We start from the raw sequence: 17734 nt of genomic DNA, 5'->3' as shown, positions 1-17734 counted from the left end.
ACTTACTTAAATGAAGAAGACACTTTTACTTTTCGGACTATTTTTATTTGCATTCTCGCAGTTTGCAATGGCCCAAAATGATTGGGAAAACGAGCTGATGTTTGAAAAAAACAAAATGGAGGCTCGCGTACCAACTTTCTCATACACGAATGCAAAGGATGCATTGAGTGGAGATCGAAATAAAGCGAGAGTAAAATCATTAAATGGGATTTGGAAATTTAATGATGTGGGAAAATCGGAAGATCGTCCAACGGATTTTATGACTAATGATTTTACCGGAGAGAATTGGAACGATATTGAAGTGCCTTCTAATTGGGAGTTGAAAGGATTTGGACAGCCAATTTATTCCAATATTATTTATCCGTTCACACCAAATATTTTGGATACAACGCTAAAGTTTAATTGGAGAGGACCACAACCTCCAAGACCTCCAAAAATTTATAGAGACAATCCTGTAGGTAGCTACTTTCGTGATTTTGAAGTTCCGGAGGAGTGGAAGGATCAATCAATTATTTTACATTTCGGTGGCGTTTCTTCAGCTTTTTATTTGTGGGTAAATGGCAAAAAAGTAGGTTATAGTCAGGGTAGTCGTTTAGCGGCAGAGTTTGATATTACCAAATTTGTTACTGCCGGTAAAAATAGAGTAGCAGTTCAGGTTTTTCGCTGGAGTGATGGATCTTATTTGGAAGATCAAGACATGTGGCGATTAAGTGGTATTCATCGTGAAGTTTTGTTGATGGCACAACCAAAAATTGCTTTGAATGATTTTTTTGTAAGAACCAAATTTGATGCAAACCTGCAGGATGCCAAGCTGGAAATTCGACCAAAAGTTTGGGTGGTAAATGAAGATGCGAAGTTGGATGGTTGGAAAGTGTCGGCACAATTATATGACGCTCAGGGCAATGCTGTTTTGGAAAGTCCAATGTCTGTTTCGGTAAAAGATATTTATTTGGAGAGATGGCCACAACGAGATATTACCAAGTTTGGGATGATGGAAGCGAATATTCGTTGTCCGAAAAAATGGTCTGCCGAAGCGCCATATTTATACAAACTTGTTTTTAGTGTCTTAAATTCGGAAGGAGAAGTTGTGGAAGCCAGAAGTCAGTCTATTGGTTTTCGAAAGATCGAGTTTAGTAACAAAAATGAGTTGCTGATTAATGGAAAGTCGGTTGAGATTATGGGCGTAAATCGTCACGATCATAGCCCTATTCATGGAAAAGCATTAACACGAGAAGAAATGCGTAAGGATGTTGAATTATTAAAACAATTTAATTTCAATGCGGTTCGCACATCTCATTATCCTAACGATCCCTATTTTTATGAGCTATGCAATGAGTATGGTTTGTATGTAATGGGAGAAGCAAATATTGAGTGCCACCATTTGGGAAGTTTTATTCCGCAAAGTCCTACTTGGCCAGCTGCAATTTTAAGCAGAACCATTCGTATGGTCGAAAGAGATAAAAATCATCCATGCATTATTTCGTGGTCGCTAGGAAACGAGGCAGGAACAGGTCCAGCCTTTGCTGCATCGGCTGCTTGGATAAAAGATTACGATCCCTCACGCTTTGTTCATTACGAAGGAGCACAAGGCGATCCTACCGATCCTGAATACGTAGAAGGAGTTGCCTTTTCATTATCAAAACTCCCAGTTTATGCGAATCCTGATGATCCGAATTATGTGGACGTACTTAGTAGGATGTATCCTGATTTGAGTCAATTGGTAGGAATGGCAAAAAGTGCACATATTACGCGACCAATTATTATGTGTGAGTACATGCATGCAATGGGAAATTCAATTGGTGGATTATCCGATTATTGGGAGGAAATAAGAAATAGACCCAACCTGATTGGTGGATTTATTTGGGATATGGTAGATCAAGGAATAGAAAAAACGACTGAAAAAGGAGAAAAATTTTATGCTTTTGGTGGCGATTTTGGGGATATTCCAAATGACGAAAACTTTTGTTTGAATGGAGTCTTTGCTTCTAATCGTACGCCAAATCCTCACGCTTGGGAATGTAAACATGTATTTCAACCAGTTGTTTTTGAGGATGCTGATGTTAAGAACGGACAGGTTAGAATTTTGAATAAATTTAATTTTACCAATTTAAATCAATATGAAATTCGTTGGGCATTGTCTGAAGATGGAAAAGCTTTGCAATCAGGAATTTTGCCAGAGCAAGATATTGATGCCTATGCTAGTTCAGTAGTAACAATTCCTTTTAAAGCACTTAATTTTAAGTCGGATGCTGAATATTGGTTGCGCGTAAGCTTGCATGAAAAAAAGGATCGCTTGTGGTGTAAACAAGGATATGAAATAGCAAGCAATCAAATTGTTCTGAAAGAAAGAGAAGAAGTAAGCCCTTACGTTTCAGCATCAAAAGAAAGTATTACCTATTCAGAAAGCGATGCTCAAGTTGTTGCGAAAGGGAAAGGATTTTCAGCAAGCATATCTAAAAGTAATGGGGAGCTATTGTCTTATGTAGTTAATGGTATGGAGCAATTAAAATCTCCTTTGCATGCCAATTTCTTGCGTCCCTCGGTTGATAATGATAGAAGAGGTGCCAGTAGTGGCGATTTTAAAAAATCGGAGCAAGTGTGGGGAAATCTGGAAACAAAACTAAAAATGAAAACGCTAACTGTAAATAGCGATAAGGATAAGTTTATTAGTGTTGTTGTAAAACAAAACTTTGAAGATAAAATTGAATTAGCTACTGTTTATACCATTTATAATGATGGAAAAATTCAGGTAAAAATGGATTTGAATGCAGACGAGTCTTTACCAAATTTGGTTCAGTTTGGCGTTACAATGGGTGTTTCTGAAAGCTATGTGAATGCGCTTTATTACGGAAATGGTCCGTGGGAAAATTATTGCGATCGTAAAGAAGCTTGTGAGGTTGATGAGTATAGTTTTAAAACGGATGATTTATTTACCAATTATGCCAAAACGCAAGGAAATGGAAATAGGACAGATACGCGTTGGTTGAAGTTGATGAATGAAAGTAAAAAGTATGGAATAAAGATTTCCGGAAAAGCCTTGTTTGGATTTTCAGTTTGGCCCTACTCTGCGATTAATATCGAGAAGGCAAATCATCCATACGATTTGGAGAAGCAAGGATTTTATACCCTTAATATTGATTGTGTGCAAGCAGGGGTTGGCGGGACATTGTCGAATACTTTGCCAAAGTATATGCTAAAATCGGGAAAATATAGCTTTGAGTTTTTAATAGAGTCATTCAAATAATCATTTATTAAAAAAAATATACGCATGAATTATAAATTTAGTCACATAGGAATACCAACTACAGAAGAGAAAAATTGGGACGGTTTTTACGAACCCGGAAAAATTCATTTCACCGATTTTAGTAAGGATGAGTTTGGTATTGAATGGGTGAAATGTGATGCTGATAGTCCAATGCCAGCAATGTTTCAAAATGTTGCACATGTGGCTTATTTGGTTGATAATATTGAAGATGCATTGAAAGGAAAAGAAATCCTTGTGGATACATTTTCGCCAGGAGAAGGTGTTCGTGTTGCATTTATTGTGCATAATGGATCTCCTATCGAATTTATGGAGATAACAGAATTATAAAGAAGAGTGTAAGTTGCCGTTTAGAACAGTCCATTGGGTTTCCTAATCTAATGGACTGTTTTATTTGATCATGCAATTGGGATGCTGAGAAATCAAATAAAATTTAATTATATTGTAAGAATAACATTTGGATTCATTGTGTTTCTATAACGTGGAGATAGTTGTTTAAAAGATAGATACTTGATTTCATGAAACTGATATTAAAAAATACAGACAGTGCTTTGAATGGCAGGGTGATAATAACCAAAAAAGAAATTCCTTGTTTGGATTCCTCTTGGCATTATCACGATCAGTACGAACTTTTATACATATCAAAAAGCAATGGTATTCGTTTTGTCGGTGATAGTGTTTCGCAGTTTCATCCGGGGGAATTGGTTTTGGTAAGTCCTTACCTACCACATCTTTGGAGGAATGATGCTTCTTATTATAATCAGGATGAAACCAATAAGGTCAAGACAATTGTTATTAAGTTTTCGAAAGATTTTATAGGAGAAGGAACTTTTAATTTAGCAGAATTTATTGAAATAAATAATCTGTTCGAACAATCTAAATATGGAGTAAGTTTTGGTAATAATGTTAGTAGTGCTCTCCACAACGAACTAATAGAAATTATCGATTTATCGCCTGCACAGCAATTAATTAAACTTCTGGATATATTATGTCGTTTATCCGCTACTAAGGATAAAAAAATATTATCCTCTTCTGATATGCGGCAATATACCACCGATAGTTCAGATCGGTTGGATTCAGTAATAAAATTCGTTTCCGACAACTACTCCAGTGATATTAATTTAAATGATGTTGCTGATATTGCCTGCATGACAAGCAATTCGTTTTGCAGGTTTTTTAAAAAGATGACTAATAAGTCTTTTACACAATTTTTAAACGAAATACGTGTTCGTAATGCCTCCCGTCTTTTGGTGCAGGAAGATATACCTATTTCAGAAGTTTGTTATATGGTGGGTTACAATTCCATCACTAATTTTAATCGTCAGTTTAAGGAGATAATGGGCAGTACTCCGAATAGTTATCGCAACACAATATAGGGCAATTTATTCTTCAATCAGCTCTTATTTACCTCCTGCTTACCATCATTTACCCTACCCATAAAAATAGGGGTAAAATAATGTAGGAACAGGGTAAATTTAACCAATCCCACCATCAATATTTTCAGTTAATTTACAGTAATAAATTAAGGTTAAGGAGCTTACGTAAACGTTCTGCTTGATCGTATTTAGTGCTACTAGTAGGATTTTATCTTTACATAGTAGTTTTAATTAAGAACAGAACCTTCCATTATTCTGTTTGCAATCGCTTTATGCTACTTGTTAAATGGGTAGTACTACACGCGCAAATGACTATGCTTTAAATGGTGCTTGAATTATGGATGGGATACATATCGTAAATACAAATTCAAATTTTAATTAAAAATACTTAGGGAAAAATAGTAGTGCATTTTTTGAGTACATGCTTGTAATGCAATCGATATAAAAATTACAGCATTTTTTACTAAAAACAATTTAAAATCTAAAATAGAAATTAAGCCAGATAGTTGTTCAAATTATTATGGCACTAATGAATGTAAAAATCAACTAATCTTTTATTCACCTCAAGATGAAAATTTTATGAAAAAACCGAAAAATTTACAGAAAATTTTTAGGATTATATCTTTTACAGTATTTAGCTTTTTGCTTAGTGCAATGCAAGTTACTGCTGTGAATACTAATTCTCAAAATACAGCTTGGTCAGCCAATTTGGATGATGAAGCGATGGAAACTACTACGGTGCAAAAAGCTGTTTCAGGAATAATTAGTGACGCAACGGGTATGACTATGCCTGGTGTTAGTGTTGTTATAAAAGGGACTACTACTGGAACCATTACAAATATTGATGGATTTTATGAACTTTCAGGTGTTTCGGAAGGAGATATTCTGGTAATTTCTTTTGTAGGGATGAAAACACAGGAAATTGTGTTTACTAATCAAACTGCTTTGAATATTGTATTGGCAGAAGATACAATTGGTTTAAATGAAGTGGTTGCAATTGGTTATACAACTCGAAAAAAAGGTGAATTAACCGGATCTGTAAGTACTATTCAATCAGATGAAATTGCTAAGACATCTAACAAGGATTTAGCAAAATCATTAGCGGGTAAAGTTACTGGTTTAATTGTTGCCGACCGTGGAGGTTATCCTGGAGATAGCGATATGACACTTTTAATTCGAGGAAAATCGACTTTAAATAATAATTCACCCTTAATCTTAATTGATGGTATTACTGCCAGTAGTTTTTCTCACTTATCACCTCAAGATATAGAGTCGTTAACTGTGTTGAAAGATGGAGCTGCCGCTATTTATGGTGCTCGTGCAGCAAATGGGGTTATATTAATTACTACCAAAAGAGGTAAAACAGGAAAACCTCAATTCAATTTTTCCAGTTCGGTAAATATTGCCTCATTTTCAGCTACACCTGATGTAATGACATCTGAGCAATATGCAATTTACAATAATGAAATTGCTGAAAGAAATGGTACCGCTCTTCCTTATACTCAGGATGATATCGACAAGTATGCTGCAGGTAATGACCCTAACTATCCGAGTACCGATTGGTCCGATTTAACTTTTGCGGATTCCGCACCAGAGTATAGAAGCTCTCTTTCAATTTCTGGGGGTAATGAGAATGTAAACTACTTTGTGAGTGGTGATTATATGGATCAAACAGGTATGTATGAATCTGGTGATTTAAAATTTAAGCAATACCAAATTCGTTCAAATATCGATATTAAACTTCACGAGAAATTTAAAATTGGTCTTGATTTGTCAGGTCGATTCGGAGATAGAAAAGAACCTAGTGTTGAAGCATCATATATTTATAAGCACATTTATACAAATGAGCCTACACAAGTCGGTATTTACCCAAATGGATTACCTGGTTGGGGTGGTGAAAATGGCGCAAACCCCTATGTAATGTCTAGTGACGAAGCTGGCTTTGTTAAAAAAACAGATAATGATTTACGAGGTAAACTGTCTTACGATTGGAATCTTAACGCCATTACTGATGGATTGAAATTTAAAGGTTTTGCTAGTTATAGAAGACAGAATAGTGATACAAAATCATGGTACACTCCATGGACAACATATCAGTATCAACAAGGCACCGGAGAGTACGTTGCACAAGAAAGTTTCTCGCAAAGCGGAAATGAACGAATTTTAAGAGAAAGTTTCTGGAAGTTTGATGAGTTAATGCTGAATGGAGTCGTACATTATTCAAAAACAATAAATGACGATCATAACATTAGTGCATTTGCCGGTTATGAGTATTTCTCATCGGAAGAACGTTCATTCTGGGTAGAGAAAAAAGGATTTCCAACGGCAGATCATTCGGAGCTATTCGCTGGAAGTGTTGATGGAATGCAATCTTCTGGAGGATCATCGGAATGGGGTCGTGTTAACTATTTTGGATCTCTTTCTTATGATTATCAGAAGAAGTACTTCGTTGACATGACAATTCGTCGTGATGGCTCAAGTAATTTTGGAGAAAGTAAGTTTGGTACTTTCCCTGGAGTTGCTGTAGGATGGGCAATAAACAAGGAATCTTTTATGGATAACATTTCATGGTTAAGTGCTTTAAAATTAAGAGCATCATGGGCTCAAATGGGTAATGATCGTATTACGGGATTTCAATATCTAACAAAGTATAGTTATGGTGGAACTGATTGGAATCGACCTAATTCTTATGTTTTTGGAACGCCTGGTGTTCAATACAATTCCTACTCAAGTGATGTGCTACCTAATAAAGATGTTACTTGGGAAAGTGCTGATATGAAAAATATCGGTTTAAGTTTTAGTTTGTTCGATTATAGACTGTCTGGAGATGTTAACTATTTCTATCAAAAAAGAGAAGATATTTTGGTTGATCAGGCTGCTTCTATTCCAAATTTTAGTGGTTTGGATGCAAGTAAATTACCTGATATGAATATTGGTAAAGTAGATAATTTTGGATGGGAATTTGAATTGAACTGGAAGGATAAAATAGGAGCGGTGGATTATAACTTTGGTTTTAATTTGACTCAAGCTAAAAATGAAGTTGTATATATGTCGGAAGCAGCAGATGTTCCTGATGCATTAAAAAGAGAAGGACACTCAATGGATTCCTATATAGTTTATCCTACTGCAGGTATTTTTAAAGATCAGGCACAAGTTGATGCAACTTTAGTTAAAAAGGACAATACAGTTCCAGGTGAACCAATTTATTTAGATACGGATGGTAATGGGAAAATTGATTCAGGTGATAGAATTCGTACTTATGATTCTAATGTTCCTGAAATTCAGTATGGTATTCATGGTGGTGTGAGTTATAAAAACTTTGACTTTAGTTTCTTATTGCAAGGGCAAGCAAAAGCTAAAATGCTTGTATTCTTTGATCAATTGGGTGCAAAACCAGATTATGTATTCAATGAAAGATGGACTCCAGAAAATCGAGATTCTAGGTATCCAAGAGCATTCGTACAAGATGATTCTTTTAGTGGAAATCAAAGTGGTAATGCCAATAATTTTCAGGGAGCTGATTTCTGGTTACACGATGCATCTTACGTTAGATTAAAAGAGGTGTCGTTAGGCTACACATTCTCTGAGGATAAAATCAAGTTTGGAACTCTAAAAGTGTTTGCACGAGGATTTAATCTTCTAACAATGTTCTCTGATGTTTATGATTTAGGTTTAGACCCCGAAGCTAGTGGTTATAACAATTTTAAAGGGAGTACTTATCCATCTTTAAAATCTTATACTTTCGGATTTAACCTAAGTTTTTAATTAAAATTTAATAGATACACCTTTTAGCTAGAGGATTGTTTATTTATAAAATAAAAAGAGATGAAAAATATTAAATATATATTGATCGTATTTGCATTTTTTGCTGCATTTGGCTGTGAGGATGTGCTGGATACAGAAGCAAAAGATGCTTTTGCAGAGGATTTAATCTATAGTGATCCTGTGCAGGTGGAAAGATTAGTTTATACAGTCTATAACAGCACCGAGGGATGGGGTGTAAATCGCCAACAGTGGTGGTCTCGTCGATTTAATCTTGAAGGAGCTTCTTTTGAGGCAAAGTTCAATTTTCAAAATAAAGATTTATTCAGAGTAAGGGCTGGTTGGACTGCTAGTAATGTAGGCGTTCTAAAAGAAAAATGGCTGTATTACTGGGGATATGTGCAACAAGCTAATGAGTTTCTTGATAAAGTTGATGAAAGTGTAGCAATGCAAAAAGATCCAGATAAAGTAAAAGTCTTAAAAGCTGAGATGAAATTTTTAAGAGCCAACATCTATGCCAAGCTTATTCAATATTTCGGAGGGGTACCAATTATAGAAACAGCCTTTGGTTTGGGGGATGATTACAATTTAGCAAGAAATTCATATGAGGAATGTGTTGATTTTATTGTGAAAGAATTAGATGAAGTAGCTGCTGTTCTTCCTCAAACAAGGCCTAATGGTGAGTTTGGTAGAGCAACAAGTTTGGCTGCCTTGGCTGTAAAATCTAGAACATTGCTTTATGCTGCTAGTAAGTTGCACGATCCAGCATTTGCCCCGGATAACAATGCTCTTTATGTTTATACAAAAGCAACAAAATGGCAGGATGCAGCGGATGCTGCTAAAGCAATTATTGATATTGTAGAGGCTCGTAATTTAATTTCAGTTGCTAATGCTACAGAATATCAAAAGCTGTTTTTATCACCAAATCAGGATATTTTATTTGCAAGACCTTATGGATCTGTATACTACGATTATGGAACCGATGTGAATTCATTACCTGATATGACGCAGTCTCCTAATGGATATGGTGGATGGGGATTGTCGTCTCCAACTCATAATTTTGCTCTAGAGTTTAACATGGCTGATGGAACAACTACTGATGATGTGAATTATGATTCTAATAATCCGAATGATGGAAGAGAAATGAGATACTATGCAAATCTCCTTTATCAGGGTGCTGAATTTAGAGGAAGACCTGTTAATTACGCTTTATCTGCAGATCCTGCTATTATTTCTCATGGAGATGATTCACCGCTAGGATTAGGGAATAGAAATCATTCATCAAAAACAGGTTATAATATCAGAAAGTTTCAAGATGAAAGCTTAAGTGCTTTAACCGATATCTCTGCGTCAAGACCATACATATTGTATCGATTAGCTGAAGTGTATTTGAATTATGCTGAAGCTCAATACCACCTAGGTGCAGAAGGTGTTGCAAGAGAGTTTGTTTCTAAAGTTTCAACCAGAGCACTTCAGCCTGCTGTTACCGCAACAGGAGCAGATCTTTTGGAAGCTATTAAGAGAGAGCGTAGAGTTGAACTTTGTTTTGAAGGACATAATTTCTTCGATGAAAGAAGATGGATGAACGAGGCTCATTTAGGTTTTATAATTAATGGTTTAACATGGACAGCAGCAACTGATGGAAGTTTTTCTTTCACAGAAGGACCTGTTGTAACAAGACCATGGTGGGATAAACATTATTATTTGCCAATTCCTTCAGATGAGATTGAAAAAGCACCTGCTATGTTACAGAATACAGGATATTAATCCCAAAAAATTCAAGTTAGTGTTAGATTAGTTATAGTAAGATTAGTGTGAATGCCGGAAGGAAACTTCCGGCATTTTTTTGTGCCGTGCATGGTAATCCATGTTTTACAATATTAGCGAGTTAAAAATGATTAGCCCAATTATTGAATAAACTCAAACCTTTAATCTCAAAATTCTAATTGGTTCTATTCAATATAAATAGTAAAAGACTGACACCATAACATTAGCCCAGAGCGAAGTGGTGTCGCTAGTTCCCCTTTACTCTTTTAGGTAGTATATTCGGATCTAATTTGATAATGCAAGTATAAAAGTGATGTGGAAGGAAGAAACGGGAACTAATCCCGTTTCTTCGATCTGATTGATAGAGATAAGCATCTTTATAGTATGTGATTATTGGGGGGAATTAAAGGTATTTGATTGAATTTCGTTTGTATGTAACGATTTTTCACTGAGTAGCATAAATTTATTATTAGGATTAAATTCTACTCGAAATAGAGTTCGGATTGGATAGTTGTTTGAGAAATTCACCATTGGAATCAATTAAATCGAATTGATGTACTGTACTAAATTTGTTTCCCTATCTATTCCCATTTTCTTTCGCAACCTATGTCGAGCTACATTTACACTACCTTCCGAAATGCCTAATAAATAAGCCATTTCCTTACCTGAAAAGTTTAGTTTAATTAAGGCGCAAATTTTAAGGTCGGCAGCACTTAGGTCGGGAACTTGCTTTTTAAGACGATCATAAAACTCCTTGTTAAGTGCGATAAATCTAGTGTTAAAAGCTTCCCATAAACTTACAGAATGTTTTTCAATAGAAGACAAAAGGATTTTGTTGCTTGGATCTTTTTTTAATTGATTACTAAGTGTCTTAATAATTTCATCTTTTTCTATGAGCTGTAACATAGTTGATGTAAGCTCTTTGTTTTTGAGTTCAATCAGTTCTTTAGATTGTTGTTGTTTTTTATTATTAATAGCATTTTCTTTTTGATGTTTAAGGTATTGAGTTCTGTATCGAAAAATAAATACGACAACAATAATCAGAGAAATAGCAATAAAGAAAAATATTCTGAAACGTAAATTTTCTCGTTTACTCTCTGCTAATTCTAGGTTCTTTAGGTTAATTTCTGTGTTCTTTTTATTGATTTCTTCGCTGTATCGATTTTTTATGGAAAGAAAATTATGGTTTTCATCATTTCTAGGATTCAAATATTTATCGTTTATTTCTTGGGCACGTAACAAATTTTCATACGATTTTTTGAATTCGCCAATGTCATATAATAATGTAGCATAGGATTTATAGACAAAAGATTTGTAAAATGTGTGTTCACCATAAAGATCTTTTTCTTGAAGTGATTTTTCTAAAAATATCTTTGCTTTTTCAATCTTTCCTTGTGACCTATAAATGCTTCCTTTCGTTGCGTATAGGATAATCAGGAAACTCTTTTGTTTGAGAAACAATTTTTCATCTGTCTTGAGATTTTCTAAAGTTTGAATTGATTTTTCTATAAAGGCAATCGCTTTGTCAAAATCAGAATCCCATCTACATAGATTTGCTCGTTTTTCATTTATGAAAATTTTTTCAAAATTTAATAATCCATTTGACTTAGTTATGAAACTGCATGAATCTATATATGCTTTAGTTTTTTGATAATCTTTTATTCGTTGATAGTAAAGCAATAGATTATAGTATGGATGGAGAAGACTTTGTTGTTTATTGATAGCTTGGCTTTTTTTATAAAAGAGCAAGGAGTTTCTAAAATGTAAGCCAGCGCTATCGTCCTGTTTAAACAGGTAATTCAATACTCCAAGTTCCTCATGTGCTTTTGCGATAAGTAAAGCGTTATTGTATTGTTCAGCCAAAAACAAAGCTTCACCTGCGCGATCAAATGCAGTTCTATAATTGAGATTGATCCGCTCCATACTGCTTAACAATATAAGTGTCTGAATAACACTCACTGTATCTTGTTTTTGTACTACTTGTTTATACTTTTTAGTTACAAGATCTATAACTGATTTGCTATCTGTTTTTAATGGATGAAATGATTCAGGAAGATAATGGTTGAATTGTTGTGCTTGTAATGGTGAGTTTGTTCCATTGTTAATAGTTAATATTCCAACAATAAAAATACAGTACGTGAATTTTGCTCGTAAACATCTAGCTATCTGAATCATATAATCTATGTATTGGGTCAGTTTCAAAGATATGTTAATATATTGTAACAGGAAAAGATCTGCATGTTAATATTTTGTAATAGTTTTTTTTGGGTTTAATGTGTTGTTAAATCCTATTTTTAAATTATTGGAAATTTTAACATTTAATTAGATGAATAAACTTTTTATTGTTCTGTTTTTATTGATTACAGTATCGGGCTGTCAGACTCGTAATGAAAAAAAAGAAAGACCCAATATTCTCTTTATTGGAATAGATGATCTTCGACCGGAATTGGGTTGTTATGGATCCGATATAGCTGTGAGTCCAAATTTGGATAAATTAGCCGGACAGGGTTTACTTTTTAAGCGTGCTTATTGTCAAGAGGCTATTTGTGGCCCTTCAAGGGCTAGTTTAATGACCGGAATTCGTCCAGAAACAAGTGGTATTATTCATAATTATATAAAATTTCGGGAGAAAGTTCCTACAGAAGCTACTTTATCACAGCATTTTGGAGCTAATGGATACAATACTGCATATCTAGGCAAAATTTTTCATCATGGCGATGATGATGATGCATCTTGGAATTGGAAGCCAGTAACAGATAGCCTCGACCAGGCAAAAAGAAAGAAAATAAAGGGTTTTGCACTTTCTGAAAATATAGAGCGAACACAAAAAAAGAGGACGGAGATGTTTGCAAAATATGGTGAAGTAGCTAAATATGGACTTGCAATGGGACCAGCCTACGAATGTGCTGATGTGCCTGATAACGCATATATTGATGGATACAATACGGATATTGCGATAAAGACTATGCAAGAGATGTTGAAAAAAAGTGATAAGCCATTTTTTCTCGGATTAGGATTTAATAAACCACATTTGAATTGGATAGCACCGAAAAAATATTGGGATTTATATGATAGAGAGAGAATACCACTTGCTAATCAGCAATGTGGACCAGAAGGAGGTTCAGCGATGGGTTTACATCCATCTTTTGAATTAAGAACACGAGATTTTATTCCTAATAAAGGCGACATAGATCCAGAACTTGCTAAAACATTAAAACATGCCTATTTGGCTTGTGTTAGTTACGTTGATGCTCAAATAGGTAGGATGATTCATGCTTTGGAAGAAGCTGGCGTTCGCGATAATACAATAATAATAATTTGGAGTGATCATGGTTGGCATCTTGGAGATATGGGAATATGGGGAAAAGCTACAAATTATGAGATTTCTAATCGTGTACCTTTACTAATATGGACGCCAGATATGCCAAAAGGAAGTCGTGGAAAATCGACAGATGCTTTGGTTGAATTGGTTGACATGTATCCTAGTCTATGCGATCTTGCCGGAATAGGGATTCCTGAACATGTAGAAGGAACTAGCTTTAAAGCTTTAATCGAAAATCCTGATCGAAACTGGAAAACAGCATCTTTTAGTCAGTTTCCAACACCTGCATTACGCGAATGGGGAGGTTTTCCATTGCGCCCTGCAATGCGAGAAACCTACTTTGGCCCTCTTATTGAAGAAATGGAAAATAAAATTGAGGTGGAACAAAAAGGGAATTGGAACAAAGAAGAGTTTGAAAATAATGTGATGGGCTATTCAATGAGAACTAAATCATATCGCTTTATTGTTTGGAAAAACAATAAATTTCCAGATCGCAAGCCTCTTGCAATTGAATTATATGATCTAAAAGAAAATACTTCAGAAAGGGTAAATATAGCTGATAAGAACCCAGAGCTAGTTGAACAGCTAATGCAGCAATTTAATGCTGGCTGGAAAGGAAGTAGTGTTGGTATTTAAGCTATAAAATAGTATGATATGAAAAGAAGAGATTTTTTTATTAAAGGAGCAATTGGAGCTATTGCAACAAGTATAGTTCCAATATCTGCAATAGCTTCAACAAAAGAATTAAGTGTTTCGGATAAGGCTACAGACAATTGGGTAAGAATGGCTGATGGCAAAAAAGGAATTTCTCAACGGAAAGAAATTCATAGTTTTGATGTTGCTGTTTTGGGAGGTGGTTTGGCTGGAATTTGTGCGGCAGTAGCAGCAGCTCGAAATGGTTCCAAAACAGTATTGGTTCAAGATAGATCGGTATTAGGAGGTAATAGTTCTAGTGAAATGAGGGTTCATGTTCATGGAGTTACTCGCTTAAAACCTGACAATAAACCGGAGCGTGAAACTGGTATATTGGAGGAAATATTACTTCATAATAGGTTCTGTAATCCTCAGGAATCGTTCTATGTTTGGGATCATGTTTTGTATGATTTTGTAAGTCGGGAGCCAAATTTGAAATTGATGTTGAACACTCAGGCTATTGATGCTGTAATGGATGGTTCATTAATAAAGGCTGCGCGTTGTCACCAATTAACAACAGAGAAAGAAATTACTCTAAATGCGAAACAATTTATTGATTGTTCAGGTGATGGGTTATTGGCAGCAACTTCGGGTGCAGAATATAGAACCGGACGAGAAGGGAAAGCAGAATTTAATGAAAAATATGCTCCTGATGAACCAGATGGATGGCAAATGGGTGCAACATTACTTTGGCAAGCGAAAGATATGGGTAAACCTATTCCTTACGAAGCTCCACCTTTCGCAATTAAATACGAAGCAGAAAAATCAAATCCAAAACGTAATTTTGCCAAATTTCAGAATGGTATTTGGTGGATCGAGATTGGAAGTGAAAATGATATAATCGGCGAAGCAGAAGAAATTCGTCATAAATTAATGGGCTACCTGCATGGTGTGTGGGATTACATTAAAAATTCGGGTAAATTTCCTGAAGCAGAAAATATGGCTTTGGACTGGGTTGGAAGTATTCCAGGTCGTCGAGAATCGAGAAGATTTATGGGAGATTTTATCTTATCTGAAAAAGATTTATTAGAACACAGGCATTTTAGTGATGCAGTAGCTTATGGTGGTTGGTCTTTAGATGAGCATTGCTGGGCAGGGATTGAAAATTTGCAGGATCCTCCGAGTTATTTCCACGAACATTTTCATGAGATTTATGAAATTCCATTTAGAAGTTTGTACTCTAAAAACATTTCTAATCTGTTCTTTGCAGGTCGAAATATTAGTCAAACGCACATAGCTCTTTCTTCATCACGTGTTATGGGTACTTGTTCCTTAGAAGGGCAGGCTGCGGGAACAGCGGCTAATTTATGTGTGCAAAAAGGGGTGAATCCAAGAGAGATCTATACCGATCACATCAATGAATTGCAAGAGAATTTACTACGCGATGATGCATTTATACCAAATCGTCCGGCTAATGATTCGAAAGATTTAGCGAAACGAGCAAGTCTGATTATTGCTTCGTCAACAATTTCGGGTGATGCGAAATTATTAAGCAACGGGATGTCAAGAGATTTTAAAGGGGAAATAAATCATTGGCAATCGGATGGTTTGCCAGCAAATATTCAAGTAGAATGGAAAAAGCCTGTTTCTCTTTCGAAGGTGGAAATTAAATGTGATACCAATTTGAAACGTAATATAATGATGCTTAAGGAATCATTAAGTGATGAGGCACATACGAATACAGTGCCTAAAGAGTTGTTGAAATCACTAAAGGTTGAGGCTCGTGTAAATGGGGAATGGATTGATTTTGGATCTATTGACAAGAATAAGAAGCGACTAATTAAATTTCAGTCGGAGCAAATAAAAACCACAGCCATTCGGGTTACGTTAAATGAAACTTATGGAGTGAAAAATGCTAAATTGTTTGAAATTCGTTGTTACAAATCCTGATTTTAAATTTTCACAATATTTTATAGCCACACCTTTTTAAGTGTGGCTTTTGTTTTAGTCTATTTTGGATCTGGCAATATTGCAATAGGAATGCTTAAGGTTTGGGTGCATCTAATATTACTGTAGGGTAAAATAATGTAATGACAAGGTAAATTTCACCAAGCAAATTCATTCTGATTTGATTTTCTTTGCTAATAAGATTAATTTATAACGGTTGCAGAATTGTAATTTGAATAGTAAAGATAAATTAGAGTAGGTGAAAATTCATAATTTACTAAGATGAGATATAAAATATTATTTATTGTGATGCTGCTTTTTCAGCAGTTTGCATTTGCACAAAAAAAACCCAATATCATTCTTCTTTTTTCGGATGATGCAGGTTATGCTGATTTTGGCTTTCAGGGAAGTAAGGAAATGATTACTCCTAACTTAGATAAATTAGCAACCGAAGGGGTGCGGTTTACACAAGGCTATGTTTCGGCATCGGTATGTGGTCCTTCTCGTGCAGGACTAATGACAGGGCGTTATCAGCAACGATTTGGTTTTGAGGAGAATAATGTGCCACAATATATGAGTAGTAATTCGGCATTGGATGGTGAGAATATGGGTTTACCTCTCGATCAGGTAACTATTGGAGATCATTTAAAGGCCTTGGGTTATACTACTGCTGTTTTTGGAAAATGGCATTTAGGAGGTGCTGATTGTTACCATCCTTTAAAACGTGGTTTTGACGAGTTTTATGGATTTCGTGGTGGGGCACGTAGCTATTACGAATATCCAAATGTTGATAATGTGGTACGCGAGAATCGTTTGGAACGTAATTTTGAAGGTTACGCCGAGCCAGAAAGATATTTAACCGACAGACTTGGGGAAGAAGCGGTCGATTTTATTGAAAGAAACCAGAACAAACCATTTTTCGCTTTTGTGTCCTTCAACGCGGTTCATACTCCTATGGAGGCCGAAGAAAACGACATGGCAAAATTTCCACAATTATCAGGAAAAAGACAGCAAGTTGCTGGTATGACATTGGCTTTGGATCGTGCTTGCGGATTAATTCTTGATAAACTAAAAGAACTTGGATTAGATGAAAATACCATTGTGGTTTATACAAACGATAATGGAGGACCAACCGATAAGAATGCTTCTATTAATCTTCCTTTGGCAGGAACAAAATCGAATCACCTCGAAGGGGGAGTTCGGGTTCCTTACATCATGCGATGGCCAGGTAAAATCAAAGAAAATACTCAATATAGTAATCCTGTGAGTACGATGGATTTGCTACCTACTTTTGTAGCCGCTGCCGGAGGAAACGCTAATGAATTAGAACAGGTAGATGGAGTAGATTTATTGCCTTTCATTCAGAATGTTAATACAGGGAAACCGCATAAAGCTTTATTCTGGAAAAAAGATTGCCGAGCTTCTGTGCGTATGGGTGATTGGAAGTTATTACGTTTTCCCGATCGTCCTGCAGAGTTATATAATATCATTAAGGATGAGTCGGAACAAAACGATTTGGCCGCAAAATATCCTGATAAAGTAAATGAAATGTATAAAATGATATTTGAGTGGGAATCAACTTTAGAGCGCCCTCGTTGGTTGTTGGACCGTAAATTCGAAAATGTTGATATTGATAGAATGGATAAATATAGAAAAGTTAAATAA

9 protein-coding genes are annotated in these 17734 nt (G+C 35.4%); 8 read left to right on the top strand and 1 reads right to left on the bottom strand.

From position 1 onward, the window contains the following. The first annotated feature begins 10 nt into the window (after positions 1 to 10). The 5 genes from BZG02_RS17260 (at position 11) to BZG02_RS17240 (ending at position 10167) form a co-directional block, all read left to right on the top strand. A complete protein-coding gene (locus tag BZG02_RS17260; protein ID WP_101263001.1) occupies positions 11 to 3244 on the top strand; it encodes a glycoside hydrolase family 2 TIM barrel-domain containing protein in 3234 nt (1077 codons plus the stop codon). Between the two features lie 24 nt (positions 3245 to 3268). Next, entirely contained in the window at positions 3269 to 3592 is a 324-nt protein-coding gene (locus BZG02_RS17255) for a hypothetical protein (RefSeq protein ID WP_101263000.1), read from the top strand. Between the two features lie 188 nt (positions 3593 to 3780). Further along, on the top strand, positions 3781 to 4638 hold the full coding sequence (locus tag BZG02_RS17250) for an AraC family transcriptional regulator (RefSeq protein ID WP_101262999.1): 858 nt from the start codon (positions 3781 to 3783) through the stop codon (positions 4636 to 4638). Between the two features lie 579 nt (positions 4639 to 5217). Further along, the gene (locus BZG02_RS17245; protein ID WP_218972286.1) at positions 5218 to 8403 is read left to right on the top strand and encodes a SusC/RagA family TonB-linked outer membrane protein; all 3186 of its coding nucleotides are present in this window, start codon (positions 5218 to 5220) and stop codon (positions 8401 to 8403) included. A 60-nt stretch (positions 8404 to 8463) separates the two neighbouring features. Further along, positions 8464 to 10167, top strand: a complete 1704-nt coding sequence (locus BZG02_RS17240) for a RagB/SusD family nutrient uptake outer membrane protein (protein ID WP_101262998.1) — start codon at positions 8464 to 8466, stop codon at positions 10165 to 10167. A 540-nt stretch (positions 10168 to 10707) separates the two neighbouring features. On the opposite strand, the gene BZG02_RS17235 is transcribed toward BZG02_RS17240, so the two are convergent. Beyond that, the gene (locus BZG02_RS17235; protein WP_101262997.1) at positions 10708 to 12342 is read right to left on the bottom strand and encodes a helix-turn-helix transcriptional regulator; all 1635 of its coding nucleotides are present in this window, start codon (positions 12340 to 12342) and stop codon (positions 10708 to 10710) included. A 151-nt stretch (positions 12343 to 12493) separates the two neighbouring features. Between BZG02_RS17235 and BZG02_RS17230 the strand changes: the two genes are divergently transcribed. From BZG02_RS17230 to BZG02_RS17220, 3 genes are all read left to right on the top strand, one after another. Then, the gene (locus tag BZG02_RS17230) at positions 12494 to 14125 is read left to right on the top strand and encodes a sulfatase (protein ID WP_101262996.1); all 1632 of its coding nucleotides are present in this window, start codon (positions 12494 to 12496) and stop codon (positions 14123 to 14125) included. An 18-nt stretch (positions 14126 to 14143) separates the two neighbouring features. After that, positions 14144 to 16072, top strand: a complete 1929-nt coding sequence (locus BZG02_RS17225) for an FAD-dependent oxidoreductase (RefSeq protein WP_101262995.1) — start codon at positions 14144 to 14146, stop codon at positions 16070 to 16072. Positions 16073 to 16351: 279 nt separating this feature from the next. Beyond that, positions 16352 to 17734, top strand: coding sequence for a sulfatase (locus BZG02_RS17220; RefSeq protein WP_101262994.1), 1383 nt, complete (start codon positions 16352 to 16354; stop codon positions 17732 to 17734).

Origin of the sequence: Labilibaculum filiforme (assembly GCF_002843315.1) — a bacterium.
GTDB lineage: Bacteria > Bacteroidota > Bacteroidia > Bacteroidales > Marinifilaceae > Labilibaculum > Labilibaculum filiforme.
The sequence above is the reverse complement of the archived record's forward strand: the minus strand, read 5'-3'. Positions and strand labels throughout refer to the sequence as shown.